Below are 26486 nucleotides of genomic sequence, written 5' to 3'. Positions count from 1 at the left end.
CGCGCAAAGCCCCGCGATCAGGCGCCTTGCAGCCCCTTGGCTGTCAATGCGTCGCCTTCGGCATAGGCGCGGCGGCGCTTGTCCTCGATCATGTCGGCAATCCGACCCATCGCGATACCACGCATCAACATACTGGCAGGAAGAAATGCCCATGCGGCCATCGTCCAGATCAAGGTTTGCGGTTGCGCGATCGAAATCGGATCAATCAAATCCGAGGCCGCGCGCACCGCTGCTGGAATCAAGAATGGCAGCAAAGATCCTAATACAACATTAAGACCGGCATCCCGGCGCAAACGGTGCAGCACATCGCCGCCCCCCGTGGGATCAAAGAGCGGCAGGTTGATCCAGACATTGAACGCGCCCGAGCGCGCAGGCCAGCCCAGAAATCGCACCAGCGTCACGAAATAGAGGATCATCACCAGCGACACGGTATAGGAAATCCCCGAGGCGATCCGCACCATGTCAATCAATGCGGCATCGGCATCGGCGGGCATCATCAGAACCACCAGACGCACGGGCGAATAGGGAAAATCAATCGCCTCACCCAGACCCCGGCCCAGGTGTGTCAACCATTCGGTCGCTTCGGTCGGGTGGGTGGTGCCCCGCACGATCATCGCCAGCGAGACAAGAATGATCGTCAGCGCGAAAAACTTGGCGCGGTTGAAGGGCGGGGCAAAACGGAACTCGATGATGCTGGGATATTTGCCGTAATATTCGATAAATGTCATGAACCCTGCAAGGATCGAGAGGACGATTACGATCTGTGCGGTATCCGCACCTGTGGACGGCACGACCAGCGAGGGCGTGGCGACCAGCATCGCAATCAATATGGCGCGCGCAAGCGCACCTGGAACCAGTGAAAACACTGCCCTTTCCCCTTCAACTTGGTCGGTCGCGATGCGGTGCCGCGCCCTTGTGCCAACTTGATCCCACACTTTACGGCGGGCTGCCTCAATCTCGCCCAATTTTTGCCTTCTTTCACTTATCACCACAAGTCCTTGGTTAATCAGACAAAAGATTTAGGGCCGATTGAGGGTGTAAGTGGTGCAGGATTGCATCAAACTTGGTTCAGCTTTGTGGCGTAAGGGACTGTAAATACTGCATCTTGTGGAATGGGCTGTGCGGGGCACAAGACGCATAGCCAAAACAAAACGCCGCAGAGTGCTCTGCGGCGTCTTTTTATGTGTTTTTGATCCGGTTCAGACCCAGGGACGCGCCTGCGCCGCCTGCGCCTCGAAACTCTCGATGGCTGCGGCCTTTTCCAGCGTCAGGCCGATATCATCCAGCCCTTCCAGCAGGCAATGCTTCTGGAACGCATCCACCTCGAAAGAGAACACGACCCCCTCCGATGTCGACACCGTCTGCGCCTCCAGATCAATCTCGATCCGCGCATTGGCGCCCTTTTCGGCCTCTTTCATCAGCACATCCACCTGCTCTTGCGGCAGGGCAATCGGCAGGATGCCGTTCTTGAAACAGTTGTTGTAGAAAATATCGGCATAGCTTGGCGCGATGACGCAGCGGATGCCGAAATCCTTGATCGCCCAAGGCGCATGTTCGCGGCTCGACCCGCAGCCGAAATTATCGCCCGCAACCAGAATTTGCGCGTCGCGATACTGCGGCTTGTTCAGCACGAAATCGGGGATTTCCTTGCCGTCATCATCATAGCGCATCTCGTCAAACAGGTTCACACCCAAGCCCGACCGCTTGATCGTTTTCAGGAACTGCTTGGGGATGATCATATCGGTGTCGATATTGATCAAGGGCAGGGGGGCGGCGATACCGCTCAGCTTTTCGAATTTTTCCATCACATCATCTCCCGCACATCTGTAAGCCGTCCTGTCACTGCCGCCGCTGCCGCCATGGCCGGTGACATCAGGTGCGTACGTCCGCCGCGCCCCTGACGCCCCTCAAAGTTGCGGTTCGACGTGGCCGCGCAGCGCTCGCCCGGTGACAACTGATCGGGGTTCATCGCCAGACACATGGAACAGCCCGCAAGCCGCCATTCAAACCCAGCCTCGATGAAGATATCCGCCAGCCCCTCTTCCTCGGCCTGTGCGCGCACAAGGCCAGAACCGGGCACAACCATCGCCCGTTTCACAGCGATTTTCTTGCCCTTCAGGATTGCCGCCGCAGCACGCAGATCCTCGATCCGGCCATTGGTGCAAGACCCGATAAAGACGGTGTCGATCTCGACATCGCTCAGCTTCTGACCGGGCTTGAGGCCCATATACTCCAACGACCGGCGCGCGGCTTCAACCTTGCCGCCCTTGAAATCCTCCGGCGCAGGCACGCTTGCGGTGATCGGCAACACGTCCTCGGGGCTGGTGCCCCATGTGACGACGGGGGCAATATCCTCACCCTTCAGCGTGACCACCTTGTCCCAATGCGCGTCATCATCGGAATAGAGCGTCTTCCACCAGTTAAGCGCGGCCTCCCACTGCGCGCCCTTGGGGGCATGCGGGCGACCTTTGACATAGTCATAGGTCTTGTCATCCGGCGCGATCAGGCCCGCGCGCGCGCCGCCCTCGATCGCCATGTTGCAGACCGTCATACGGCCTTCCATGCTCAGATCGCGAATGGCCTCGCCGCAATATTCGATCACATAGCCGGTGCCGCCTGCGGTTCCGGTGGCCCCGATCACCGACAGGGTGATGTCCTTGGCGGTCACACCGGGGCGCAGCTTGCCGGTGATCTCGACCTTCATATTCTTGCCCTTGCGCTGGATCAGCGTCTGGGTGGCCAACACATGCTCGACCTCAGAGGTGCCGATGCCATGCGCCAGCGCGCCAAAGGCCCCATGCGTCGCGGTGTGGCTGTCGCCGCACACCACGGTCATGCCGGGCAGGGTCCAGCCTTGTTCCGGCCCCACGATATGCACGATCCCTTGGCGCACATCCGACACCGGATAATAATGAATGCCGAAATCGCGCGCGTTCTTGTCCAGCGCCTCAACCTGAATACGGCTGTCCTCGGTCATGGTGGCGGCATTGGCGCGGTCCAGCGTGGTGGGCACGTTGTGATCCGGCACGGCAATGGTCTTGTCGGGGGCATGCACCTTGCGGCCCGCCATCCGCAGCCCTTCAAAGGCCTGCGGGCTTGTCACCTCATGCACGAGGTGGCGGTCGATGTACAAAAGGCAGGTGCCATCTTCGGCCTCATGGGCCACATGGGCATCCCATATCTTGTCATAGAGTGTACGCGGAGCAGACATGGCTCTCTCTTTTCGTGTTTGGTTTCGATCAATAAAGGGGGGAGTGGGCATGCGCGGTCAGCGCCGGCCCTCATGCACGTGCGAGGACGGTGCAGGTCATGCCAAAAAAGCGGGCCGGTAGCCGCGCGTGGTCGGTTATGTTGAAAAAGACGAACCGTTGCATACCCTGCACATAAACCCGAATGGGGTCTCAGGCAAGGACAAGAGCAGAGTCAAAGGGGCCGCATGAACGGCCCCTTTTTGGACGTATCAGGCAGGCTGATACTGTCTCACTCCCGATGGTCCGGGGGTCACAAGCACGCAGAGCGCTCCAAGCACGCAGGCGGCATAGGCTATAGGCATAAGATAGACAAAGGTTTCCGCCGGGCTTGCAGCGAGGAACTTGCTGACACCCATCGCCAGAGCAAGCATCCAACTGGCGGTAGAGATCCCTCCGATCAGTCCCATTCCAAACCGCTGCCGCCGTGACAGATCAAGGATCGTCTGGCCGATTGCATTCTTCAAGATCGGCATGATCTTGGCGGCGATGAACCACGCATTGATCGTGAGCAGCGTCACGGTGATGACTTTCCCCACCAGCTTTGGCGTCATCTGAGCCGCGTCAAATCCGGTTTTCATCCCGATGATCACCAGACCACTCGCCCACATCACGACAAGCGCGGCCACGACCACCTGGTGGTACCGATGCAGCAGCTCAAGAAACTCGTCATCTATCCGTTGTCTTAAACGGCTGGCTGCGTGGATATCTGCAAGAATCGACGTCCCAAGCCCTGCGCAAACAGCAAGAATATGTACAAAACGAATACCGTCAGCATACAATTGTGAGTCCATTTCAGTCTCCCGATTTGCCCTGATTGGCACTTACGATCACCCATGTGTTCCGGCATCGCGCCATCGGGGTACGGGCAGTCACGCAATCGTGCAAATCGGGTGGCGCGCCGTGGTGACGTGTTTTCGCCTGAGGATCGGCAGTTTTCTGCGCGCGCCGTGTTTCGGCTCTTGTTCGAGGCTGAAACGGCCCAAATGGCGCTGATTTCGGCGGCGGGTTGCCCATCCAGCAGCGGCATTGCGCCAGTGTCAGGGCGACGTCCAACCCGTATTGGGGCAAGGGTCTACAAGTCTTGCGCTAAAAAATTCTCGCTCTAGGCGCGAATCGATCATGGTTTGACGCTGGTTCCCACCAAAACTGCCGGATTTCATGGTCGTTGCGCCGGTGAACGTCACGCGCGGCGATACGGCAATGCCATGCGGTTCCGGCTTCATCTGGCCCGAAATACCTCGGGGGGGCCCCGGACAGGGTCCGGGGCGGGGGCAGCGCCCCCAGTCTGCGCTGTCGTTTAATCCGACGCGAGCATATAGCCCTCGCCGCGCACGGTTTGCAGATAGCGCGGCTGCTTGGGGTCGCTCTCGATCTTGCGGCGCAGGCGGGTGATCTGCACATCCACGGCGCGCTCTTGCGCCTGCCCGCCCGCGCGGCCCAGATCCTCGACCAGCTTGGCGCGGCTGACCGGCTTGCGCAGGTTCTCGGCAAAGATCCGCATCAGTTGCACTTCGGTCGCGGTCAGGCGCACAGGCTTGCCTGCCCGGCTTAGTTCCGCGCGCTCGATGTCATAGCGCACCGGCCCCAGATGCACGACCTTGGGTTGCGCCGGCTCTTGTTCCGGCTCGGGCATCCGCCGCAGGATTGCATTGATCCGCAGCAAGAGCTCTTTGGGCTCGAACGGCTTGGGCAGGTAATCATCTGCACCCGCCTCCAAGCCTTCGATCCGGTCGGGGGTTTCGCCCTTGGCCGTCAACAGCAGGATCGGCGTCTTGTGGGTGGCCCGCAACGCGCGCGTCAACTCGACACCGCTTTCGCCGGGCATCATCACATCCATCACGATCAGGTCGAAATCCAGCCCCGCCAGCACCCGCCGCGCGTGGCCCGCATCGCGCGCGATCGAGACCAGGAAACCGTGACGCATCAAAAATTTGCGCAAGAGGCCGCGAATGCGCTCGTCGTCATCGACGATCAGCAGATGGGGGGCGGGCTCGGTCATGTGTCACTCTCCCGAATGGCGTGATAGCGGCGGCGCAATTCTGGCTCCATCATCGCCTCCAGAACCTGACGAAACCCGGCCACGGCCTGTGGCCCCGCCGCGCGATAGGCGGCACGCATGCGCGCGCGCTGCGCATCCGACAGCTTGCGTTCCAATGCGGCCCCCGCTTCGGTCAGCGTCAGATGCCGCTCGCGCTTGTCTGCGGTGCCGACCCTGCTTTCGACCAGCCCGTCTTCGATCAAGGTCCGCAGCACGCGGTTCAGCGATTGCTTGGTCACGCCAAGAATGGCCAGCAGGTTATTTACCGTGGTGCCGGGGCTGCGGGCGATGAAATGGATGGCCCGGTGATGCGCCCGGCCATAGGCCATGGTCGCCAGAATACGATCCGGGTCAGCCGTGAACCCACGATAGGCGAAAAACATCGCCTCAATACCCTGCCGCAATTGCTCGTCCGTTAGAAACAACAGGTTTTCGCCGCCATGCATTTCGGCCATGCCTAGGCTCCGTTCACAATTTACGAGCTACATATTTCACATTAAGTCAGCTTTGTTGACATTCCAAGATCAAACTGCTACCGAATCTCAGTTTTTGCGCAATATTATGTCCGAGGCGGACATATACAGCGCAATAAATGCAAACATGGTGAAGAGGAAGCGGAAATGTCTGGCTATGACGATCGGGACGGCAAAATCTGGATGGATGGCAAAATGGTGGAGTGGCGGGATGCCAATGTGCATATCCTGACACACGCGCTGCATTATGCCAGCTCCGTCTTTGAGGGCGAGCGCTGCTATGGCGGCAAAGTCTTCAAAAGCCGTGCCCATTCCGAACGCCTGCTGAAATCCGGCGAGCTGATGGATATGGCGATCCCCTATACGGTGGACGAGATCGAGGCCGCCAAACGCGCCGTGCTCGAGGCCAATAACCTGACCGATGCCTATGTGCGCGTTGTCGCGTTCCGGGGCGCTGGCCCCGATATGGGCGTTGCCGCCGCGCGCAACCCGATCCGCATGGCCGTGACCGCGTGGGAATGGGGCAACTATTATGGCGACGCCAAAATGAAGGGCGCCAAGCTCGACATCGCCAAATGGAAGCGCCCCAGCCCCGAGACTATTCCCGTCGCCGCCAAGGCCGCTGGTCTCTATATGATCTGCACCATGTCCAAACATGCCGCCGAGGCTAAGGGCTGCTCGGATGCCATGTTCCTCGACTATCGCGGCTATGTGGCCGAGGCGACGGGGGCCAATATCTTTTTCGTCAAGGATGGCGAAGTGCATACGCCTCTGGCGGATGCCATCCTTAATGGTCTCACGCGCCAGACCGTGATCGGTATGCTCAAGGATCGCCAGATCAAGGTGCATGAGCGCCATATCATGCCCGAGGAACTCGAAGGGTTTGAACAGTGCTGGCTGACCGGCTCTGCCGCCGAGGTGACGCCGGTGGGTCAGATCGGCGATTACACCTTTGAAGTGGGCGCGATGACGCGCGACGTTTCTCAGGCCTATGAGGCGCTTGTGCGCGCCTGACCCTAGGTCCTAATTCTGCCACAATCGCCGTCCGGTCCTGCCGGGCGGCATTTTAATGCGGATTCCAGCGTTTTTGCCCCGTTCGGGCCGAGTGATTCGCCGCAATTTCCCGCCGCGCGGCTGTTTTAGCCCGCAAAAGGATACTGTCCAGCTCTCCTTAAACGTGTCCGAATTGTGGCAAACCTGCGTCGCACTTGCTGGGGCTGCGCGCGCGCGCCTTGGTTTGCGCCCCGGCCCTTGCCCTGTTTCCCAAGGCGCAACATTACGCTGCGTCGCTTCCCGGACTTGGCAACCAATACGTTATTTTTCCCCCTATCCCATAGGCAATGCGCCGGGTATCGAGTGGTTGTTTCGAGAGGCGATACAATTCGGCGTGCTGCCCCGCATGTGACCGGTGATCTGATGACCATTTGGCGGGACAGTTTGTGGTGAAAATGTGGCGTGATCTGGTCGCAGACGGACAAATTGGCTCAGGCGCATTGCGGCAAAACAAGGGCTATTGCCGGATGGCCTGTCGCTTTTGAACGGAAGTGTTGGAAGGGTAAAACACCCCTAAGTTGTATTTTTTTGGGGTTATTGACTTGGTTCTGGGCACGGTGCATCAACGTTTAAGTTAGCTTAATACTTAGTAAATCTGGAAACGACAGGCAGTGGGGGCATTGGCCGGTTGTATCCTTGGGGTAAGTTGCCCGACCGAAGTCATATGCGAAAAGTGACGCATTACGTGTGCCTAAGCCTGCCGAACTCTGGCGACAGTTACGCCATCTTTCGGACATAATTGCGGAGACGTGCCAGACGACCGGCACATCCCGTGACAACGGGCCGGGCAGTATATGTGTAAACGGTTTTGGGGTTTCGAGATTCTGGGGAGTGCTGCCATGTCTTTGCGATCGGTTTCGGTGCCTTTGCACCGAGAGGACGCGAATTTGATTCAAAATCCGGCTGTCGGATTGAAATCGATTCAGGTCTACGGAAATTTTTTTAAACGCGTTCTGGACATCGTCATCGTCCTGCTTGCGGCTCCGGCCGTGATCTTGGTCGTGGCTGTGCTCAGCGTCTTGATTGCGCGCGATGGGGCCTCGCCCTTTTACGCGCAGAACCGGGTTGGCAAGAATGGCCGCATCTTCCGGATGTGGAAGCTGCGCAGCATGGTGCTGAACGCCGATGCTCAGCTTGAAAGCTATCTTGCCGCCAATCCTGCGCGCCGGCTGGAATGGGACGAGCATCAAAAGCTGCGCCATGATCCGCGCATCACCCGCATCGGTCGCCTCATCCGCAAAAGCTCGCTTGACGAGTTGCCGCAGCTTTGGAACGTGCTGATTGGGGATATGTCCATCGTCGGCCCGCGCCCGATGATGCCCTGCCAAACGCCGCTCTATCCCGGCCGCGACTATTACGCGCTGCGCCCCGGTATCACGGGCTTTTGGCAGATCTCCGTGCGGAACGAGAGCAGCTTTGCCGAACGCTCGGAATTCGATCGGAAATACTTGCGGGATCTGTCTTTCTGGACCGATCTGCGGGTGATGCTCTGCACGTTCCGCGTGGTGCTGACTGGAACGGGCTGCTAGGCGCTTGCGCCCATGGCCCGTGCGGAGATCCTCGCGCACGGGACAATCTGCCCCGGACTGGCACATTGATGCACCTTGCGGCCAAAATCCCGATCCGACGGTTTGAATTTGTTGAAATTTAGGGGTCTTGGCACTTAGGCTGACCCTGCCATCCGGCCTTTCCGGGCCGCGCCGCGCCCTGCGGCAAGACTGGCGAAACAGTCAAAGAGGTGCCCGGCGCGTCATGCCCAATGCCTTGGCCTATCTGATGCTGGCCGCTTGGCCGCTGATCACGCTGGTGATGTTCCGGCGCTGGCCCATTGAGCGCGCGCTGATCTGGTCCCTCTTGGGGGCCTATATGTTCCTGCCGCCGCCGCCTGCCGCCTTTGATTTCCCGCTCATGCCGCCCCTGACCAAGGAATCGCTGCCCAGCGTTGCCACGTTCGTCATTTGCCTCATCCACGCCAAGTCCCGCGCGCCGCTCTTGCCCCAGAGCCTGCCTGCCCGCGTCCTCATCGCGCTCTTCATCTTCAGCCCCATCGCCACGGTCCTTACTAATGGCGAGCCGGTCTTCTACGGGCGCATCGGCCTGCCCGCACTGGGCCTCAAGGACATGGTGGCCCTTGTCCTTTTGCAATCCATCCTGCTCTTGCCGTTTCTTTTGGCCCGGCAGCATCTGGCCACGCCCAAAGGCTTGCGCGAATTGGTCATGGCGCTGATGCTGGGTGGGCTGATCTATTCCCTGCCGATGCTTCTTGAGGTGCGCCTTTCACCGCAGCTTAACATCTGGATCTACGGCTATTTCCAACACAGTTTCGAACAGATGATGCGCTCGGGCGGGTTCCGCCCCATCGTTTTCATGTATCACGGTCTCTGGGTTGCCTTTTTCACTGTCATGGCCATGACCTGCGCCATCGCTCTGGCGCGCGAGGCCGATGTGCGGCGGCGCATCTTCTATCTTTTGGCGGCGCTCTACCTTGGGGCTGTGCTGGTGCTTTGCAAATCACTGGGCTCGCTCATGTATGGCGTCTACTTGGCACCGCTGGCACTCTTCCTGCCCACGCGGATGCAAATCCGCATCGCAGGGGTGATGGCGGTGGTGGCCATTTGCTATCCGGTGCTCAAAGGGGCGGGGCTGATCCCGGTTGACTGGATTCTTGAACAGGCCGCCAAGGTCGATCCCGACCGCGCCAATTCGCTGCGCTTCCGCTTGGATAACGAGGATATCCTGATGGAGCGCGCTCTGGACAAGCCGCTTTTTGGCTGGGGCAGCTGGGGGCGCAACCATATCCTCAATCCCATCACCGGCGTGATCGAAACCGTAACTGACGGGCGCTGGATCATCCTGATCGGCATCTTCGGATGGGTCGGATATCTGGCCGAATTCGGCCTTGTCGCCCTGCCGGTCCTGATGCTTTGGGTCTATGCCCGCCGTCTGGGCGATGCCGCGCATATGCGCCTGATTGGCCCCGTCGCGCTTTTGCTGGCGATCAACCTGATTGACATGCTGCCCAATGCCACGCTCACGCCGCTCACATGGCTCTTTGCCGGGGCCGTGCTTGGGCTGGCCGAGGCCGCGCGCCATCAGCGCCCCGAGACATCCCGCCGCCGCCCTCTGGGCTGGCGCCCGATCATGTGAGACAGGCCCCATGACCCGCCCCCGCGTGCTGGCCATCGCCGAGGCCGCCAATCCCGAATGGGTCAGCGTGCCGCTGGTCGGCTGGTCACTGGCCACCGCCCTGCGCGAGGTGGCCGAGGTGCATATCGTCACCCAAATCCGCAACCGTGATGCGTTTTTGCGCGCGGGGCTGACCGAAGGCGTGGATTTCACCTCCATCGACTCCGAAGCGCTCGCGCGCCCGCTCTGGGCCTTGGGCGAGCGGTTGCGCATGGGGCAGGGCAAGGGCTGGACCACGCTGCAACTGATCAACGCCCTCAGCTATCCATGGTTCGAGCATCTGGTCTGGCGACAGTTCGGCGAGGCGATCCGCGCCGGGCGCTATGACATCGTCCACCGCATCACCCCCCTCAGCCCGACGATTTCCTCGTCCCTTTCTGCCAAATGCGCCCGCGCGGGCGTGCCCTTCGTCCTTGGGCCGCTCAATGGCGGCGTGCCATGGCCCGCAGGCTTTGATGCCGAGCGGCGGCGCGAACGTGAATACCTCAGCTATCTGCGCAGCGCCTACAAGGCGCTGCCGGGCCGCACCGCGACCCTGCGCCATAGCGCTGCGATCCTCGCAGGCTCACGCCACACGATGGGCGAATTGCCCGGCTTTGCCCGCGCCAAAACCGTCTATCTGCCCGAAAACGCCATCGACCCGGCCCGCTTTTCCCGCATTGCCACACCGGCACCCGATGGTCCCCTGCGCGCGGCTTTCGTTGGGCGGCTGGTGCCCTACAAAGGCCCCGATATGTTGATCGAGGCTGCAGCCCCCCTGCTGCGCGCGGGGCGCCTGCATCTTGATCTGGTGGGTGACGGGCCCATGATGCCCGCCTTGTGCGCGCAGGCCGACGCCTTGGGCGTGGCCGCGCACATCACCTTTCACGGCTGGCTCGAACATGCCCATGTGCAGGACGTGCTGGCCACCTGTCATCTCTTCGCCTTTCCCTCGATCCGCGAATTCGGCGGCGGCGTGGTGCTTGAGGCGATGGCCCTGGCCGTGCCGCCCCTGATCGTCGATTACGCAGGCCCCGGCGAATTGGTCACCGCATCGCGCGGGGTCAAGGTGCCCTTAGGCAGCCGGGCCGAGATCATCGCAGGCTTTGCCGCGGCCCTGCAAAACCTCTCCCAAGACCGCGCCGCCCTCGCCGCTATGGGGCAGGCGGGCCGCGCTTGGGTACTGGAACAGGCCACTTGGGCCGCCAAGGCCGGCCAAGTGCGCGCCATCTATGATGCCCTGCTGGCCAAATCCCCATTGCCCGAGGTCTTTGCCGCATGAGCGCCGCCGCCTATCGCCCCGAAATCGACGGGTTGCGCGCCATCGCGGTGCTGTCGGTCGTGCTCTATCACTTCGGGATGCCGGGCATCCCCGGCGGCTTTGTCGGGGTCGATATCTTCTTTGTCATCTCTGGCTTTCTGATCGGCGGCATCCTCTGGTCGGACCTGAGGGAAACGGGCCGCATCCGCCTTGCCCGCTTTTACCTGCGCCGCCTGCGCCGCTTGGCCCCCGCCTATTTCGCCATGGCGGCGGCCACATTGGTGATTGGCTGGCTCATTCTTTTGCCGTTCGAATACCGTGAATTCGGCAAGTCCCTCATCGCCGCCACCGTCTATCTCTCCAACATCCATTTCTACCGCGAAGCGGGCTATTTCGACAGCGCGTCCGAGGAAAAGCCGCTGTTGCACACATGGTCGCTGGCGGTTGAGGAACAGTTCTACATCGTTCTGCCGTTCCTTCTATTGGCCCTCGCCCGCTGGCGGCCCACCCTGCCGTTGATCCTTGCGGTCCTCGCCGCGCTCTCGCTCGCCGCTTGCCTCTGGCTCACGCCGCGCTCGCCCACGGCGGCGTTTTACCTCTTTCCCTTCCGCGCGTGGGAATTGCTGGCGGGCGTCTTGCTGGCCATCGCGGGCCAAGAACGAGGCTGGCGTTTCGCCCTTCACCCCGCGCTTTCCTGGGCCGGTCTGGCGATGATCCTCGCCAGCATTACCCTGATCCGGGCCGAGGGCTTTCCCGGCTGGCAAGCGCTCTTGCCCGTGGCAGGCACGCTGCTCATCCTCGGGAATGGCCGCGATACCAACCCCGTCAACCGCGCGCTGATGCACCCTGCGCCGGTTTTCATCGGCCTCATCTCCTATTCGCTCTATCTCTGGCATTGGCCGGTTTTCGTTCTCTCGTCCTATTGGCGCGATGGCTACTCCGGCCCGATCGAAGCGGCCTTTTGGCTTTCGCTCGCCTTTGCCCTTTCCATCCTCTCGTGGCGCTATGTTGAACGCCCCGTGCGCCAGACACAGGGTGGCACCCGCGCGCTTGTCTCGGGCACGGCGCTTGCGTCGCTGACTCTCTTGGCAGTGGGCCTGCTCCTTTGGCGCGGTGATGGATTGCCCACCCGCTTTGCCCCCGAATTGCGCACGCATATCGCCGCCTCTGGTGATTTCAATCAGGACTGGTCGCGCTGCACCATCCCCGCCACTGGCCCGCTCGCGGGCGTTGAAACCTGCCCCATCGGCCCCGATGGGCCACCGCAAGTGCTGATCTGGGGCGATAGCCACCTGCGCGCCATGAAAGAGGGGCTAGAGGCCGCCGCCTTCGCCGCCAACCGCCCCGCGCTGATCCTGTGGCACGCGGGCTGCCCGCCGCTCTTTGACGTGGCCAAGACGGAAACCGCCGCCACCCCGGCGCAGGATGCCGCCTGCACCCGCGCCAATCAGATCATCCGCAGCGGGTTGGCCCAAATTGAGAGCTTGCACACCCTGCTTCTGATAGGCCGCTGGTCCTATTACGCCGAAGGGCAGGGCGTCGGGCTGGACGCCCACAACCGCATCACCCTCACGCCCGAACCGGGCAGCCTCTTGCCCCAAGGCCCGCAACACACGCTTTTCAATGCCGCCCTCACCCGGACCCTTGCTGAACTCGCCCCGCAGTTTCCCCAAATCCACATCCTGCGCCAACCGCCCGAGGTGCCAGAGTACGATTCCCGCGCCGTGGCCCGCGCGCTCGTGCATGGCCGCATGAGCCCCGATGACACGACCCGCCTCACCGTGCCCCGCGCCACGGCCCTTGCGCGCGCCGCGCATGCCGAGGCCCCGCTGATGGCCTTGGCGCAGTCTGGCGCGATCATCCTCATTGACCCGTGGCAGCGCCTCTGCGATGCCCGCACCTGCGGCGTGATGCAGGCGGGCCAAGCGTTCTATTTCGACAACAACCACCTCACCAACCGCGCCGCCATCGCGCTCAGCGATCTGTTCGCCCCCGTTTTCGAGGCCCCGCAATGACCGCCGCGATCCGAGAGGGCAAATGGGACGTGATCGTTATCGGCACCGGCATGGGTGGCGGCCTGATCGGGCGCAGGCTTGCCGAACGCGGCCTCAAGGTGCTTTTCGTCGAAAAGGGGCCCCAAGGCCACCGATCCGAACGTCAGGGGCTCAATCCCGAAATCTTCGATCCCACCGCCCGCCAATTGCGCGGCTATTGGCCGGGGCCCATCCGCGCACAGATCAATGGCCGCGCATCAGAATTCTTCGGTCCCATCGGGGCCGGGGTGGGCGGGTCCTCGGTCTTCTACGCCGCCACGCTGGAACGCCCCGAGCGCCATGATCTAGAGGCGACAGAGACGCGCCCGCACCCCACCGGCGGTTGGCCCGGCGGCTTTGACGCGATGCGTGATTGGTATGCCGAGGCTGAAACCCTGCTGCATATCTGCGGCGATCCCGATCCGCTCTCGCCGGAACCGGTCACGCCCCTGCACCGCCCGCCGCTCTTCTCTGCCACGGATGCCGCGCTCATGCGCAGCCTGCAATCGGCGGGGCTGCATCCCTACCGCCTCCATTCCGCGATCCGCCACCTGACCGATTGCCATGAGTGTCTGGGCGTCAAATGCCCCAAACCCTGCAAGATGGATGGCCGCTCTGCTGGGGTGGAACCGGCCCTTGCCACTGGCAACGCGGCCCTCCTCGATCGTTGCACCGTGCGCCGCCTCTGCGGCACGGCCCACACCGTCACCCATATCGAGGTCACACGCGACGGCGAAACCTTCACGCTCTCCGCGCCCCGGATCGTGTTGGCCGCAGGTGCGCTTGGCTCGCCCCGCTTGCTTCTGGCCTCCGCCTCCGAGCACTGGCCCGACGGCTGCGCCAATGGCTCGGGCCTCGTGGGCCGCAACCTCATGTTCCACCTCAACGAGATTTTTGCCCTCTGGCCGCCGCGCGGCACGCCTCAATCCGGCCCGACCAAGACGATCTCGCTCCGCGACTTCTACCACCGCGACGGGCAGCGCTTTGGAACGGTGCAGGCCATGGGCATCGCGGCGGGCTATGGCGAGATTGTGCATACTTTAAACGGCATGTTCGACCGCTCCGCGCTACGCCAAATCCGCCCCTTGCGCCATTTCACCCGCCTGCCTGCGGCGCTTGCTGCGCGCATCCTGGGGCGGGCGCAGGTCTTTGTCGGGCTGATGGAGGATCTGGGATACCCCGAGAACCGCGTTACCTATGACCACAGGGCCCCCGATGCCATCGACATCAGCTATACGCTTCACCCCGAATTGCTCAGCCGCCGCCGCGCCTTTCGTCGCGCCCTGCGCGCGGGGCTGCGCGGGCATCGGCGGCTCTTTCTCACCCATACGCCAGAGTTGAACTTTGGTCATCCCTGCGGCACGCTGCGCTATGGCACCGATCCCGCGACCAGCGTTCTTGACCCCGAGTGCCGCGCGCATGGGGTGGACAATCTCTATGTCGTGGATGCGTCCTTCATGCCCTCGTCTATGGGGGTCAACCCAAGCCTGACCATCGCTGCCAACGCGCTGCGCGTGGCCGAGGGGATCGCGCAGCGCAGAAAGGCAGAGATATGAGGCTCTCGGATGGCATGGCGGTTGTCACCGGCGCAGGCGGCGGGCTAGGGCGCGCTCTGGCGCTCGAACTCGCGGCACGCGGTCAGCGCGTCGTGGCCCTTGGCCGCGCGCCCGAGGGGATTGCCGAGACCGCCGCGATGGACCCAAGCGGTCGGATCACGCCCCTCATCGCCGATGTCGCAGACCCGCAGGCGCTGCGCGCGGCCTTTGCCCAGATCATCCAAATCGCGCCGGTGACATTGCTGATCAATAACGCCGCCATCTATCCGCGCCGTGATTTTCTGGATGAAACTCCCGAGAGTTTCGCGCAAACCATGGCGATCAATCTGGGCGGCACCGTCGCCTCTACCCGGCTTGCTTTGGACAGCATGGTCGAGACCGGCTTTGGCCGCATCCTCAACGTCTCGACCTTTGCCGATCTGTGGCCTTTGCCCGCCTCCTCGGCCTATGCGGTGTCCAAAGGGGCTGGGCGCATCCTGACGCGCGCGCTTGTGGCGGATCTTGCCGACCGCTTTCCGGGGATTGTCCTGACCGACTGGATGCCCGGCATGCTCGCCACCCGCATGGGCGTGCCCCATGGTCTTGATCCGGCGCAGGCGGCGCGCTGGGGGGCCGCGCTTGCGCTCTGGTATGACCCCACGCTCAATGGCGCAGTGTTCGAACAGGATCGCGAGATATTGCCGCCGCGGGGTCTCAAAGGCCGGATCAAGGATGCGCTCTTGTTGCGCCGCCGCACCACACGCGTGATCCCCGCCTGACTGTTACCGGCAATAGGGCCCGTTGCCATGTTTGGCCGTGTCGAAATGGAGATGGTCCAGATGGTGCCGATCCGAATTCGGCCCCAGCACCGTGCCGAATGTTCCGCAGGCCTCGCCATGCACGCGCTTGAGAATGCGGCCCTTATGTCCGCTATTCCAATCCCGCAACACCGAAATTTCCGTGCCATCCTTGAGCAGCAACGCCGATACGTCGATGGCCTTGCCGCGCCCATGTTCGGAGATGCGTGCGCCGGGCTGGCTATTGCGCGTGCGGCAGACGTAATGCGCGGGCACCTGTAGCCCCGTCAAACCGCCGCCCATGCGCCCGACCGCCGGCTTGGCGCTCCGGTCCACCCATTTTCCCAACGCCCGCGCCGTCGGGCAATCCAGCGTCGCCGCTTGGCTCAGCCGCACGCCATGCACAGATTCAAGCCGCACCGCGCGCTCGATGCCACAGCCATTCACTTCGTGAGACTTGAACCCCGAGACAGACCCGATCAGCCCCGGATCACCACAAAGCCCGCCGCCCCGGCTGACCTCATCATTGTCGCTGCGCCCGCAACCCGAGGCGATCAGGCTGAGCCCCATCGCCATGCCCAGAACCGCCCGCCTCATGCCTTCTTGACCCGGCCAAAATCCGGCGCGGCGGTGTCCTGCCCGGCTTCGATGATGCCCCGCCGAATGGCGCGGGTGCGGGTGAAATAGGCGTGCAGATGCGCCCCGTCGCCAATGCGAATGGCGCGTTGCAGCGCAAACAACTCCTCGGTAAAGCGGCCCAGAATTTCCAATGTCGCCTCCTTGTTGTTGAGAAATACATCGCGCCACATGGTCGGATCAGAGGCGGCAATCCGGGTGAAATCCCGAAAACCGGCAGCGGAATACTTGATTACTTCACTGTCCGTCACGCGGCGCAAATCGTCGGCCACGCCGACCATCGTATAGGCAATCAGATGCGGCGCATGGCTTGTCACAGCCAGAACCAGATCGTGATGCTCGGCGTCCATCTCATCGGTGTTCGATCCAAGCGCCTGCCAGAACGCCTCCAGCCGCTCCACCGCCGCCCGGTCACTGCCCGCCTGCGGCACAATCAGGCACCAGCGATTCTCGAACAGCTCGGCAAAGCCCGCGCGCGGCCCCGAATGCTCGGTCCCTGCCAAGGGATGCGCAGGCACGAAATGCACGCCCGCCGGGATATGGGGCGCGACCGCCTCGATCACCGCCTTCTTCACCGATCCCACATCGCTGACCGTGGCACCGGGCTTGAGCGCCCCCGCGATGTCAGCGGCCACCGCCCCCATCGCGCCCACCGGCACGCAAAGCACCACCAGATCGGCACCCGTCGCCGCCTCTGCCGCGCTCTCGCAGACGCGATCACACAGCCCGATTTCGCGCGCCACCTCCCGCGTCTGGTCAGAGCGCGCATAGCCGGTGATCTCGCCCACAACGCCCGCGCGGCGCATCGCATGCGCCATCGACGATGCAATCAGCCCCAGACCGATCAGCGCCACCCGGTCATAGATATGCGCCATCAGCGAACCCCCTTGAACAGGCCAATGACATGCGCCACTCGGCGACAGGCGGATTCCTCGCCTACCGTGATCCGCAACCCATTGGGAAAGCCATAGCCGCCCACCCGGCGCACGATGATCCCATCGGCGCGCAAGGCCGCATCACAGGCCGCCGCCTCGTCCTCGGACCCAAAGCGCGCCAATACGAAATTGGCATGGCTCTCGTCCACCTCGACGCCGGTTTCTCGCAGCGCCTCGGTCAACCATGCGCGATTGCGCGCGGTGTCGCTGACCACTTTGGTCAACCACTCCTGATCGCGCATCGCCGCCTCTGCGGTGGCCAATTGCGTGGGCGACAGGTTAAAGGGCTGCCGGATACGGTTCAGCACTTCGATCATCGCCCCCTGCGCATAGCCCCAACCGATCCGCAGCCCGCCCAGACCATAGGCCTTGGAAAAGGTGCGCGTCATGATGACATTCTCGCGCGCCTCAACAAGGGCCACACCACCGTCATACCCATCGGCAAACTCGGTATAGGCCCCGTCCAGCACCAGAATGGCGCTCTCGGGCAGGCCCTCTGCCAACCGCGCCAACTCCGCCTCGGGCAGGATCGTGCCCGTGGGATTGCCGGGATTGGCGATAAAGACAATCCGCGTCCGCGCCGTGCAGGCGCTCAGGATCGCGTCCACATCCACCACACGGTCCCGCTCGGCCACACAGACCGGCGTGGCACCAACCGCATGCGCCAGAATGGGATACATGGCAAAGCCGTGCTCGGTATGGATCACCTCGTCGCCCGCCCCGGCATAGGCTTGGGCCACGAATTGCAACACCTCATCCGATCCCACGCCACAGATCACGCGCGCGGGGTCCAGCCCATGCACCTCGGCAATCGCGGCGCGCAAGTCGGCATGGTCGGTGCCGGGATAGCGGTGCAACGTCGCGGCAGAGCGGGCAAAGGCCGCCTTGGCCTTGTCCGAGGCCCCATAGGGGCTCTCATTGGCCGAGAGTTTCAGCGTCTCGGATTTGCCCGCGATCACGGCCTCCCCGCTCTTGTAAAGCGCGATTTCCATGATGCCCGGCTGCGGCGTGATCTTGGTCATGTCATTCCCCGTCTGTCGTCAGAGGTTCTAGCTTTGGTGCCCCGGCTTGACCAGCACCAAAAGAAAAAGGCCGCGGCGGTTCCCCGTCGCGGCCTCTTCGCTGAATTTCAGAACGCTTAGTTCTGCGCGTAGAATTCGATCACGAGGTTCGGTTCCATCATCACCGGATAAGGCACATCCGACAGGCCGGGCTGACGGACAAAGGTGGCCTTCATCTTGGAATGATCCGCCTCGACGTAATCGGGCACATCGCGCTCGGCCAGTTGCACGGCCTCAAGCAGAACAGTCATCTGCTTGGAACGGTCGCGAACCTCGATCACATCGCCCTCTTTCACACGGTAGGAGGGGATGTTGACCCGCTGGCCATTCACGGTGACATGGCCATGGTTCACGAACTGGCGTGCAGCAAACATGGTCACAACGAATTTGGCGCGGTAAACCACGGCATCCAGACGACGCTCCAGAAGGCCGATCAGGTTCTCGCCGGTGTCGCCCTTAAGACGCTCGGCCTCGGCATAGATGCGACGGAACTGCTTTTCGGTCAGGTCGCCGTAATAGCCCTTCAGTTTCTGCTTGGCGCGCAGCTGCAGGCCAAAGTCAGAAATCTTTGCCTTGCGGCGCTGACCGTGCTGGCCGGGGCCATATTCACGCTTGTTGACGGGGGATTTCGGACGGCCCCAGATGTTTTCACCCATCCGGCGGTCAATTTTGTACTTGGCAGACGTGCGTTTGGTCACGGCTGATCTCCTTCACTTGAATCGAAGGGCGTTGTCCTCTGCGTCCCGGCACGTTCCGGTCAGCCGACAGGTCTCCCCTTGCAGGGTCCACCAACACCAATGAAGCCGCGCTTATACAGGCGCCCCAGCGGGTGTCAACAGGGGTCTTGCGCGTCCAAAGCCCGCCTCACCCCGCCTGCCGGATATGCGCCAGCAATGTCTCGGCATCCGACAGCTTGACCGGTACGCCCGCCGGGTTGTCCTGCAACCCCGGCTCGGCAAAAAGCGCGGTGATGCTGCCATCCTCCACCAGCATGGAATAGCGCCAGCTGCGCTTGCCCATCCCTTGCCGCGAGCGATCGACCAACATGCCAAGGCCTGCGGCGAAATCGCCATTGCCATCCGGCAGCATCATGGTCTTTTCGATCCCCTGCGCCTTGCCCCATTGAAACATGACAAAGGCATCGTTGACCGCAGTGCAGATCACCCGGTCAATCCCTGCGGCCAGAAAATCGTCATAGAGCCGCTCATAGCCGGGCAGGTGGCTTTCGGAACAGGCGGGCGTGAACGCGCCGGGCAAGCCAAAGACAACCACACGCTTGCCTGCAAAAATATCGGCAGTGCTCACATCCTTCCATTCAAACGGGTTGTCGCCCTCCAGCGCCGGATTGCGCACGCGGGTGTGAAAGATGACATCAGGGACAGTTTTGGGGGTCACGTCGGGATCTCCGGTTCAGGCTTGAGCTATTGCCCGTCATAAACCACCCATGCCCGGGGTAAAGGTCGGAACGCAGCCAAAGCTGCGCCTGCGCGTTCGTCTGGCCAAAAATACCTCGGGGGTCCGGGGGCAGCGCCCCCGCCCCTCAGGCCGCCTCATGCGCAAGGATCGCCGCCTCCGATCCGCTCAGACAGCGCCGGGCATAGCCGCCATAATGGTTGGGCTCATATTCGAGATTGGGATTGATCGCCAATAGCCGGGCGCGGTCACCTTCATCCAAGGTCGACAGCGCCGTGCTCGCGGGATGAAAGCTCTCGGTTTCCACGCCATTGGCCCAGATGATCTGATGGCGGGGCAAAAGCAGGTGGATATAGGTCACCTCGCGCGATGCCAGATCGACCGCCACCGTGTCATTGTTGATCAGGTCCCGTGCCATCACCAGCACCTCGGGCGTGTTGAAAAGCGCGCGCGCCACATCGCCCCGCACCAGCATCCGGTGCTCGGGGCTGACCAGCAATTCGGCATCCGGCCGCCCAATCCCAAGCGCGCCGGCCCGCAACCGGATCGGGCGCAGCTTGGGCATGGCAAAAAGCCGCGCGCCGCTCATCCGGCGACTGCCGATCCATTGGATTTCCTCGGCCCCATTGTCGCGGGTCTGCACGTGGTCGCCCTCGCGCAACTCCTCGACAAGACGCGGGCCCTCGGGCGTCTCGATCCGCGTGCCGGGGGTGAAACAGATCACCCCCCCGCTTGCCGGTCCGGTAGATGCCCCGCGCATCCCCTCAAGCGAGTGATGCACGATCCACATCTCGCGCCCTCGCGGCGGAATCTCGTCATGAAACATCAAAAGCGGTGCCGCCTCGCGGCCCACTTCGATGATCGTGACCGTGTAACTGCGCGTGCCGTCGGTAACGACAAAGCCCAGATCCATCAGCGGTTCTTCCATCTCCGCCGGGATCAGTTCGCGCGTGTTGTTCATCGCCGCGCCCACCAGACGCCGCACCATCCGTGCCGCACGTTTGCGGTTCACGGTTTCCCCATTCGCCCCTTCCAAGCGCAACAGTTGATTTGGCCCGTCGACCCGCACCGCATCGCCCCGCCAGGACCATGTTTGTCCTACCGAAAGCGACTGCACCGGTGCAGTCGACATCCCATCCAGTTCTGTTTGCGACCAGGAAATGACGAACGTGCCTCGAAAGCCCGTCCCCATAACCCTGACTGCCTGCCTCTTCGTTTCTTTTTTTATCGCTTATTATTATCGTTAAGGTAGCAAAGGCGAATCAGTCTGAAAAGCCCTTGATTGCATTTTTGTCAGAACCGAAGCCGGAACTGCACAGCGCCCAGAAATTGGCCTTCGCGCTGCTCGTCGAATTCCTCGCTCAGCCATGTCATGCCATAGAATAGCGACGCGCCGTTGTGGTTTTCCCAATGGATGCCCGCCCGTACGCGGGTGCGATCCTCGGTCAGGGTAACACCGCTGCGCGCGGGCAGGTAATCACTGTCATCGACATAGGCGATATCCGCGCCCAAAAGAAACGCCGTGCCCGCCTGTTCGGTCCGCACCACGCGGTAACGATGGCCGGTCACGGCATCCCGCACCAGCAATTCGCCGCGCCCAATGTCACCAAAGGTGATGTCGGCCCCGGCCCGGATCAGATCCTCAACCCCAAGCCGCGCCTCGGCAAAGGGGCGCAACCGCGCGAACCCAAGCTCGAACTCACGGCTCGCCTCAAACACACCCGAAGGGCGGATCCCATCGTCGATCTGATTGCGCCTAACCCGGTTGCCAACGTCGCGCCCGCCCAGAAAGCCGTGCAAAAAGTCTTGAAAATCATCAAGCTGCGTCTGCGGCCCGGTCACGATCAGATCCGCCCCAAGCGCGTAATCCACCTGTGCTTTCTGAAAATGCGTATGCAGGCCAAAGCCAAGCGCGCCCACATAGGGCCGATCCAGCGCGGCGGGGCGGCTCAGGTTTTCGGGTGCGATGACCTCGCCGTGAAACCGGAATTCCAGCAGCTGTCCGATGCCCGAAGGCGCTTGGCCCTGCCATGTCGGCCCCCAAACCCGGCTCGACGTGATCGAGCCCGTGCGCCAACGATCATCCGTGTCGCCCAGAACGTCATTGGTGAACAGCAGGCCATAGCCCAGACGTTGACGCCCCTCGGATTGCGCCGCGGCACTTGTGGTCAGGGCCGTCAGGCTCAGTATCGCACTCAGGCTCACGCCAAGGGCGATGGTGAAAATCCGTGTCATCCGTCACGTTCCCCATTCTGCGCCCCCCGGCACGTTCTGAGTAGCAAAGCAATCCGTGGAATGACCAGCGAAACTTTCGCTTTTTCCGCCAAGCGTGGCGCAAATCCCATGGCCGCAGATGCGGCGGGCTCAGAGCGCGCGCATCCAGACTTGCAGATCATGCGCGCGCTCGCTCTTTGCACCGATCTCCCGCCAGTTGAATTGCGCCACCGCTCCTGACAGCGGGGCATAGCCCCGTTTGCGCCAAAAAGCGTCAAGCGGCTGATATCCCTCGGGCCGCGCCGGATGATCCTTGGGCCGCACAACCGAACAGAACGCCGCATATTCGCGCCCCAACTCTCGCGCCTGCGCCTCTCGCAGATCGAAAAACCGATGGCCAATGCCCTGCCCGCGATAGCTGGGCAGCAGCACGCTTTCGGCGCAGTAAAAGATCCGCTCCAAGGCGATGCCGCTCTCGGCAAAGGCCGCGCCGAAATCGCCTGCATGATCTTCCATCGGCGCGCCCGTGGCGGCACCAATCAGCCGGTCGCCCTCATAGGCCCCCACCAGAATGGCATCGGCACTGTCGCGGTAAACCTGCAAATACCGCTCTTCATAGGCGGCATCGCCGTCATAGAGATAGGGGTAGGCGCGAAACACTTCGATCCGCAGGCGCGCCACATCCGGCAGCGCCTCACTCAGCGCCGCCCCCGTCAGCCGCGTGACCCGGATCATGCCGAAACCTGTTTCACCCAATCTGCAAGGTTGTAATAGGTCACGACGCGGGTGATCAGCCCATCCTTGAGCGTGAAAAACGACCCGGCGGGCAGGATATAGGTCTGGCCGTGTGCCTCTGGCAGGCCCGCATCGGTTTCCAGATAGGTGCCATTGACCACGAATTCCGCCGCCGCCCGTGTGCCGCCCTTGGCGTCAAAGATCACCATATCGGTCAACTCTTCGCGGTAACACCGGCTCATATGGTCGCAAAAGTCACGAAACAGGTCCTTGCCCGTCCGCACCTGCCCCTCGTTCACATGATGGCGCACATCATCGCTCAGACAGGCCAGCATCGCGGGCACATCGCCCCGGTTGAAGGCATCGAAATAGGCTTTGACGGTCTCGTTCATAAATCCTCCCGGGGGGGTCCCCAACGGTCTTGCAAATGCCCGATGATTTGGTCTCGGGTCTGACGATAGCTATCCAACCGCGCCTCGCGCGTCTGTGCAAGGCCGGTCGGGTCCATGATCGGCCAATAAACGACATCGAGATGAAAAAAACGTGTCAGTTCCAGCGCCCGCCGCTGGCTGGCCGGGCTAAGTGCCACAATCAGGTCAAACGACGATAGATCGTCGCCCCATTGCTCCATCTGATCAAAACTGCGGCTGCGGTGCCGCTCTAGCTCCACCCCCATCTCGCGGCAGACAGCGATACTGAACCCGTCGATCTCCATGTCATTCTTGACGCCGACCGATTGCACATAGGTCTCAGAGCCATAGAACTTTTTCATGATCCCCTCGGCCATGGGCGAGCGGACAGCGTTGTGATCGCAACAGAACAGCACCGACTGCGGCAGCGGTTCGTGCATTCGTCAGCCCCCGAAATGCAGCACGCAGATCAGCGTAAACAGGCGCCGCGCGGTGTCGTTGTCGATCTCGGCCTTGCCCTCCAAGCGTTCGGCCAACACCCGCGCGCCCTCGTTGTGAATCCCGCGCCGGGCCATGTCGATCGTTTCGATCTGGCTGGGGGGCATGTTCTTGACCGCGTCGAAATAGCTTTCGCAGATGGCCCAGTAATCCTTGACCACTTGCCGAAACGGGCTCAGCGACAGATGAAACTCGGCTGCGGGTTCGTCCGTGTCAGTGCGGATGTCAAACACCAGCCGCTTCTCGCGGATCGCCAGCCCCAGTCGATAGGGCCCCTCGGGCACAGCCCGGTCTTCGCGCATGGGCAGCGCAAAACTGTTTTCCTCAATAAGGTCATACATTGCCACCTTACGCTCCTGCTCGATTTCGGGCGTGGGCGGCGGAAGGTTGGCATCGTCCAACTCGATATGGCAAATCCGGCTCATGGGTCTTACTCGTGCTGCGTCCTGGTTTCGTCCCTAGCGCAGCGCGGCGGCTGGGGCAATCTCCGAGACCTCTTGACCCGTCGCTTGATGCGCGCGGCGTCACCCACTCGCCACGCCTGTCCGGAAATTGCCATGAAATCTTGGCATTTGATCACAATCTTGCCTTGTTGCCGTGGCAAATTGTTCCCAGATCGGCAATAATAATAAAAAGCAGGCTAAGCCGACCTTAAGACTATCCCGTTATAGTCGGGGAGAGCAGGTTTACCGGGGCGATTGAATGCTCGAGTTTGAGAACGTCAGCAAGTCCTTTTGGACAGGCACACAGCGCAAAGTCATCCTCGACCGGGTGTCGTTCCGCGTTGAGCTTGGCCATAGCCTTGGGATCCTCGCGCCCAATGGCACCGGCAAGACGACGCTGATCAACATGATGGCTGGGCTGGAAAAACCAGACGAGGGTGTGATCCGTCGTGGCTGCCGCATCTCCTTTCCTCTGGGCTTCATGGGCGGCGTTATCAATCGCCTCTCGGCGCTGGATAACTCGCGCTATATCGCGCGGCTCTACGGTCTCGATCCTGATTACATCGAGGCGTATTGCCGCTGGCTCTGTGGCTTGGGCGAATATTTCGACCAACCGCTCGGCACTTATTCTTCGGGCATGCGCGCGCGGTTCAGCTTCGCGCTCATGCTGGCCCTCGATTTCGATATCTATCTGATCGACGAGGGCATGCCCGGCTCGACCGATGTCGAGTTCAACCGAAAAGCTGGCGATATCCTTCAGGAACGCCTGCGCACCACCACCGTGATCATCGTCTCGCATGATCCCAAGGTGTTGGAGAAATTCGCCCGTTCCGCCGCAGTGCTGATGGGCGGTAAACTGTATATGTTCGACACCTTGGAAGAGGCAAAAGAGCTTTATGACTACGAAACCCAAGGCTAGAAAATTCCGCATCCGCCGGACTGTCGATCCCCTCGCGCCGCGCGTCGCCACCTCCGCTGACGCAGCCCCTGCGGCACCCGCCGCAGAGACACCCCCACCCCTGCAAGAGGGGCTGGTATCTTCGGCGCGCGAAACCGCGACCAGCCAGAATATCGACGATATCCGCCGCGAGGGTCTGACCGGGCGCGAATTGCGCATGGCCCGGCGTCTGGCGCAAAAATACGGGCTTGCCCCGACATCGGATTTTGACGCCGTGCGGCTCTTGCGCGCGCGCGGCATCGACCCGTTCCAGCGCGCCAATATCCTCGAACTTGTGGCCAGCGATGGGGGCACCACCCCGCCACCGCCGCCGCCCACGGCTCGCACCTCTGCGGCCACACCCCCGCCCGAAGGCCGGGTGCAATTGCCGCAAACCGTGCCCGTCGCGCGCCAAACCCTCCCCTCGACCGAGGTCAGCCCGGCCGACCGCCGCGCCAAGGAAATTCAAGAGATTCAGCGCGATATTGGCCGCCGCCGCCGCCGTCGCCTTTTGTTGCTCTTCTCGCGCCTTGCGGCCTTTGTTCTGCTGCCAACCATCGTGGTTGGCTATTATTTCTACGTGATCGCCACGCCGATGTATGCGACCAAATCCGCCTTTCTGATCCTCTCGGCGGATGGCGGCAGCAGCACGGGCGGTGGTCTTGGTGGCCTTATCCCCAGCCAATTCGCCACGGGTCAGGATGCCATCGCAACCCAAGAATATCTGGAATCCAAAGACGCGATGCTGCGCCTTGACGAGGAACTCGGCTTTCGCGCGCATTTCAGCGATCCATCGATCGACCCGCTCCAGCGGCTCGATCCCGATGCCAGCCACGAAACCGCTTATAAGCTCTACCGCAAATACGTGAAACTCGGCTACGACCCGACCGAAGGCGTCATCCGGATGGAGGTCTCGACCGCCGATCCTGCCCTCAGCGCCACCTTTTCCGAACGCCTCATCAAATATGCCGAAGAGCGCGTAGATGACCTCAGCCGCCAGAAACGCGACGATGCGGTCAGCACCGCCGCAGACAGCCTCGAGCAGGCCAAGGCCGACCGCCGCGCCGCCCAGCAAATGCTGGTGGCCCTGCAAGAGGGCAGCATCCTTGATCCCGAGGGCGAGATTGCCAGCATCCGCAGCCTTGTGAACACTGTCGAACTCCAGCTTCAGGAAAAGGAACTGGCGCTTAATATTCAGCTCAACAACGCCCGCCCCAATCCCGCGCGCGTCGAGGCACTCCAGAGCGAGATCGAGATTCTCAGCGCCGAACTTGCCCGCCAGAAAAGCCGCCTGACCGAGGCCACGGCTGGCGAAAGCTCGCTCGCCTCCAAAACTGCCGCCATTCAGATGGCACAGGCCGACCTCGCCACCGCCGATCTCGTGCTGCAATCCGCACTCGAGGCGAAACGCCAATCCGAGATCGAGGCCAACAAGCAGGTTCGCTATCTGACAGTCAGCGTGCGGCCCCTCGCATCGCAAGATTCCTCCTATCCGCGCGCCTTTGAGAATACGATACTGGCCTTCCTGATCTTTTCTGGTATCTACCTGCTCATCTCGCTTACAGCGTCCATTCTGCGTGAACAGGTGTCTTCCTGAT

General features: G+C 62.0%; 26 protein-coding genes. 9 read left to right on the top strand and 17 right to left on the bottom strand.

What is annotated here, in order from left to right:
- Positions 1 to 17 precede the first annotated feature (17 nt).
- The 6 genes from ACLGGT_RS02330 to ACLGGT_RS02305 all read right to left on the bottom strand — a co-directional run bounded on the left by ACLGGT_RS02330 (position 18) and on the right by ACLGGT_RS02305 (position 5744).
- Positions 18 to 818 carry a hypothetical protein gene (locus ACLGGT_RS02330; RefSeq protein WP_008279023.1) on the bottom strand — a complete coding sequence of 267 codons (801 nt, stop codon included), beginning with the start codon at positions 816 to 818 and terminating at the stop codon, positions 18 to 20.
- A gap of 381 nt (positions 819 to 1199) precedes the next feature.
- On the bottom strand, positions 1200 to 1805 hold the full coding sequence (leuD, locus tag ACLGGT_RS02325) for a 3-isopropylmalate dehydratase small subunit (RefSeq protein ID WP_008279022.1): 606 nt from the start codon (positions 1803 to 1805) through the stop codon (positions 1200 to 1202).
- The gene (leuC, locus tag ACLGGT_RS02320; protein ID WP_081506783.1) at positions 1805 to 3211 is read right to left on the bottom strand and encodes a 3-isopropylmalate dehydratase large subunit; all 1407 of its coding nucleotides are present in this window, start codon (positions 3209 to 3211) and stop codon (positions 1805 to 1807) included. The genes leuD and leuC overlap by 1 nt, the downstream gene beginning before the upstream one ends.
- A 249-nt stretch (positions 3212 to 3460) precedes the next feature.
- Positions 3461 to 4030 (bottom strand): hypothetical protein, encoded by a 570-nt coding sequence (locus ACLGGT_RS02315; protein ID WP_437194953.1) that lies wholly within the window; start codon positions 4028 to 4030, stop codon positions 3461 to 3463.
- Between the two features lie 518 nt (positions 4031 to 4548).
- Entirely contained in the window at positions 4549 to 5250 is a 702-nt protein-coding gene (locus ACLGGT_RS02310; protein ID WP_008279019.1) for a response regulator, read from the bottom strand.
- Positions 5247 to 5744 (bottom strand): MarR family winged helix-turn-helix transcriptional regulator, encoded by a 498-nt coding sequence (locus ACLGGT_RS02305; protein ID WP_008279018.1) that lies wholly within the window; start codon positions 5742 to 5744, stop codon positions 5247 to 5249. The genes ACLGGT_RS02310 and ACLGGT_RS02305 overlap by 4 nt, the downstream gene beginning before the upstream one ends.
- 165 nt (positions 5745 to 5909) lie before the next feature.
- On the opposite strand from ACLGGT_RS02305, the gene ACLGGT_RS02300 reads away from it, so the two are divergent.
- The 7 genes from ACLGGT_RS02300 (at position 5910) to ACLGGT_RS02270 (ending at position 15588) form a co-directional block, all read left to right on the top strand.
- Complete coding sequence (locus tag ACLGGT_RS02300; protein WP_008279017.1) at positions 5910 to 6776, top strand: branched-chain amino acid aminotransferase; 867 nt, start codon at positions 5910 to 5912, stop codon at positions 6774 to 6776.
- 878 nt (positions 6777 to 7654) lie between these two features.
- Positions 7655 to 8344, top strand: a complete 690-nt coding sequence (locus ACLGGT_RS02295) for a sugar transferase (protein WP_008280766.1) — start codon at positions 7655 to 7657, stop codon at positions 8342 to 8344.
- Positions 8345 to 8567: 223 nt separating this feature from the next.
- Positions 8568 to 9962 (top strand): hypothetical protein, encoded by a 1395-nt coding sequence (locus ACLGGT_RS02290; protein ID WP_437194952.1) that lies wholly within the window; start codon positions 8568 to 8570, stop codon positions 9960 to 9962.
- Between the two features lie 10 nt (positions 9963 to 9972).
- A complete protein-coding gene (locus ACLGGT_RS02285; protein WP_437194951.1) occupies positions 9973 to 11262 on the top strand; it encodes a glycosyltransferase family 4 protein in 1290 nt (429 codons plus the stop codon).
- Positions 11259 to 13256: an acyltransferase family protein gene (locus ACLGGT_RS02280; protein WP_437194950.1), complete on the top strand. Its 1998-nt coding sequence runs from the start codon at positions 11259 to 11261 to the stop codon at positions 13254 to 13256. Before ACLGGT_RS02285 ends, ACLGGT_RS02280 begins: the two co-directional genes overlap by 4 nt.
- Positions 13253 to 14830 (top strand): GMC oxidoreductase, encoded by a 1578-nt coding sequence (locus tag ACLGGT_RS02275; RefSeq protein WP_437194949.1) that lies wholly within the window; start codon positions 13253 to 13255, stop codon positions 14828 to 14830. The genes ACLGGT_RS02280 and ACLGGT_RS02275 overlap by 4 nt, the downstream gene beginning before the upstream one ends.
- Entirely contained in the window at positions 14827 to 15588 is a 762-nt protein-coding gene (locus tag ACLGGT_RS02270; protein ID WP_437194948.1) for an SDR family oxidoreductase, read from the top strand. Before ACLGGT_RS02275 ends, ACLGGT_RS02270 begins: the two co-directional genes overlap by 4 nt.
- A 3-nt stretch (positions 15589 to 15591) precedes the next feature.
- Here the strand turns inward: ACLGGT_RS02270 and ACLGGT_RS02265 are convergent, their stop codons facing one another.
- From ACLGGT_RS02265 to ACLGGT_RS02215, 11 genes are all read right to left on the bottom strand, one after another.
- Positions 15592 to 16203, bottom strand: coding sequence for an extensin-like domain-containing protein (locus tag ACLGGT_RS02265; RefSeq protein ID WP_437194947.1), 612 nt, complete (start codon positions 16201 to 16203; stop codon positions 15592 to 15594).
- The gene (locus ACLGGT_RS02260) at positions 16200 to 17117 is read right to left on the bottom strand and encodes a prephenate/arogenate dehydrogenase family protein (protein WP_437194946.1); all 918 of its coding nucleotides are present in this window, start codon (positions 17115 to 17117) and stop codon (positions 16200 to 16202) included. Before ACLGGT_RS02260 ends, ACLGGT_RS02265 begins: the two co-directional genes overlap by 4 nt.
- A complete protein-coding gene (gene hisC / locus ACLGGT_RS02255) occupies positions 17117 to 18199 on the bottom strand; it encodes a histidinol-phosphate transaminase (protein ID WP_081506775.1) in 1083 nt (360 codons plus the stop codon). The genes ACLGGT_RS02260 and hisC overlap by 1 nt, the downstream gene beginning before the upstream one ends.
- Before the next feature lie 116 nt (positions 18200 to 18315).
- Complete coding sequence (gene rpsD / locus ACLGGT_RS02250) at positions 18316 to 18936, bottom strand: 30S ribosomal protein S4 (protein WP_437194945.1); 621 nt, start codon at positions 18934 to 18936, stop codon at positions 18316 to 18318.
- 166 nt (positions 18937 to 19102) lie between these two features.
- Complete coding sequence (locus tag ACLGGT_RS02245) at positions 19103 to 19633, bottom strand: peroxiredoxin (RefSeq protein WP_081506774.1); 531 nt, start codon at positions 19631 to 19633, stop codon at positions 19103 to 19105.
- A 145-nt stretch (positions 19634 to 19778) separates the two neighbouring features.
- Complete coding sequence (locus tag ACLGGT_RS02240; RefSeq protein WP_422000202.1) at positions 19779 to 20843, bottom strand: Hint domain-containing protein; 1065 nt, start codon at positions 20841 to 20843, stop codon at positions 19779 to 19781.
- A gap of 101 nt (positions 20844 to 20944) precedes the next feature.
- Positions 20945 to 21886 (bottom strand): lipid A-modifier LpxR family protein, encoded by a 942-nt coding sequence (locus ACLGGT_RS02235; RefSeq protein ID WP_008280754.1) that lies wholly within the window; start codon positions 21884 to 21886, stop codon positions 20945 to 20947.
- 129 nt (positions 21887 to 22015) lie between these two features.
- Positions 22016 to 22600, bottom strand: a complete 585-nt coding sequence (locus ACLGGT_RS02230) for an N-acetyltransferase family protein (protein WP_437194944.1) — start codon at positions 22598 to 22600, stop codon at positions 22016 to 22018.
- Positions 22597 to 22992, bottom strand: a complete 396-nt coding sequence (locus ACLGGT_RS02225) for a ketosteroid isomerase-related protein (RefSeq protein WP_008280752.1) — start codon at positions 22990 to 22992, stop codon at positions 22597 to 22599. The genes ACLGGT_RS02230 and ACLGGT_RS02225 overlap by 4 nt, the downstream gene beginning before the upstream one ends.
- The gene (locus ACLGGT_RS02220; protein WP_008280751.1) at positions 22989 to 23450 is read right to left on the bottom strand and encodes a low molecular weight phosphatase family protein; all 462 of its coding nucleotides are present in this window, start codon (positions 23448 to 23450) and stop codon (positions 22989 to 22991) included. Before ACLGGT_RS02220 ends, ACLGGT_RS02225 begins: the two co-directional genes overlap by 4 nt.
- 3 nt (positions 23451 to 23453) lie before the next feature.
- Positions 23454 to 23933 carry a UPF0262 family protein gene (locus ACLGGT_RS02215; RefSeq protein ID WP_008280750.1) on the bottom strand — a complete coding sequence of 160 codons (480 nt, stop codon included), beginning with the start codon at positions 23931 to 23933 and terminating at the stop codon, positions 23454 to 23456.
- A 277-nt stretch (positions 23934 to 24210) separates the two neighbouring features.
- Between ACLGGT_RS02215 and ACLGGT_RS02210 the strand changes: the two genes are divergently transcribed.
- Together ACLGGT_RS02210 and ACLGGT_RS02205 are read left to right on the top strand one after the other, a co-directional pair.
- On the top strand, positions 24211 to 24870 hold the full coding sequence (locus tag ACLGGT_RS02210) for an ABC transporter ATP-binding protein (protein WP_008280749.1): 660 nt from the start codon (positions 24211 to 24213) through the stop codon (positions 24868 to 24870).
- Positions 24848 to 26485, top strand: a complete 1638-nt coding sequence (locus ACLGGT_RS02205; protein ID WP_437194942.1) for a capsule biosynthesis protein — start codon at positions 24848 to 24850, stop codon at positions 26483 to 26485. The genes ACLGGT_RS02210 and ACLGGT_RS02205 overlap by 23 nt, the downstream gene beginning before the upstream one ends.
- The last annotated feature ends 1 nt before the right edge of the window (position 26486 follow it).

Origin of the sequence: Roseovarius sp. MS2, from assembly GCF_051447875.1 — a bacterium.
GTDB classification, from domain to species: domain Bacteria; phylum Pseudomonadota; class Alphaproteobacteria; order Rhodobacterales; family Rhodobacteraceae; genus Roseovarius; species Roseovarius mucosus_A.
The sequence above is the reverse complement of the archived record's forward strand: the minus strand, read 5'-3'. Positions and strand labels throughout refer to the sequence as shown.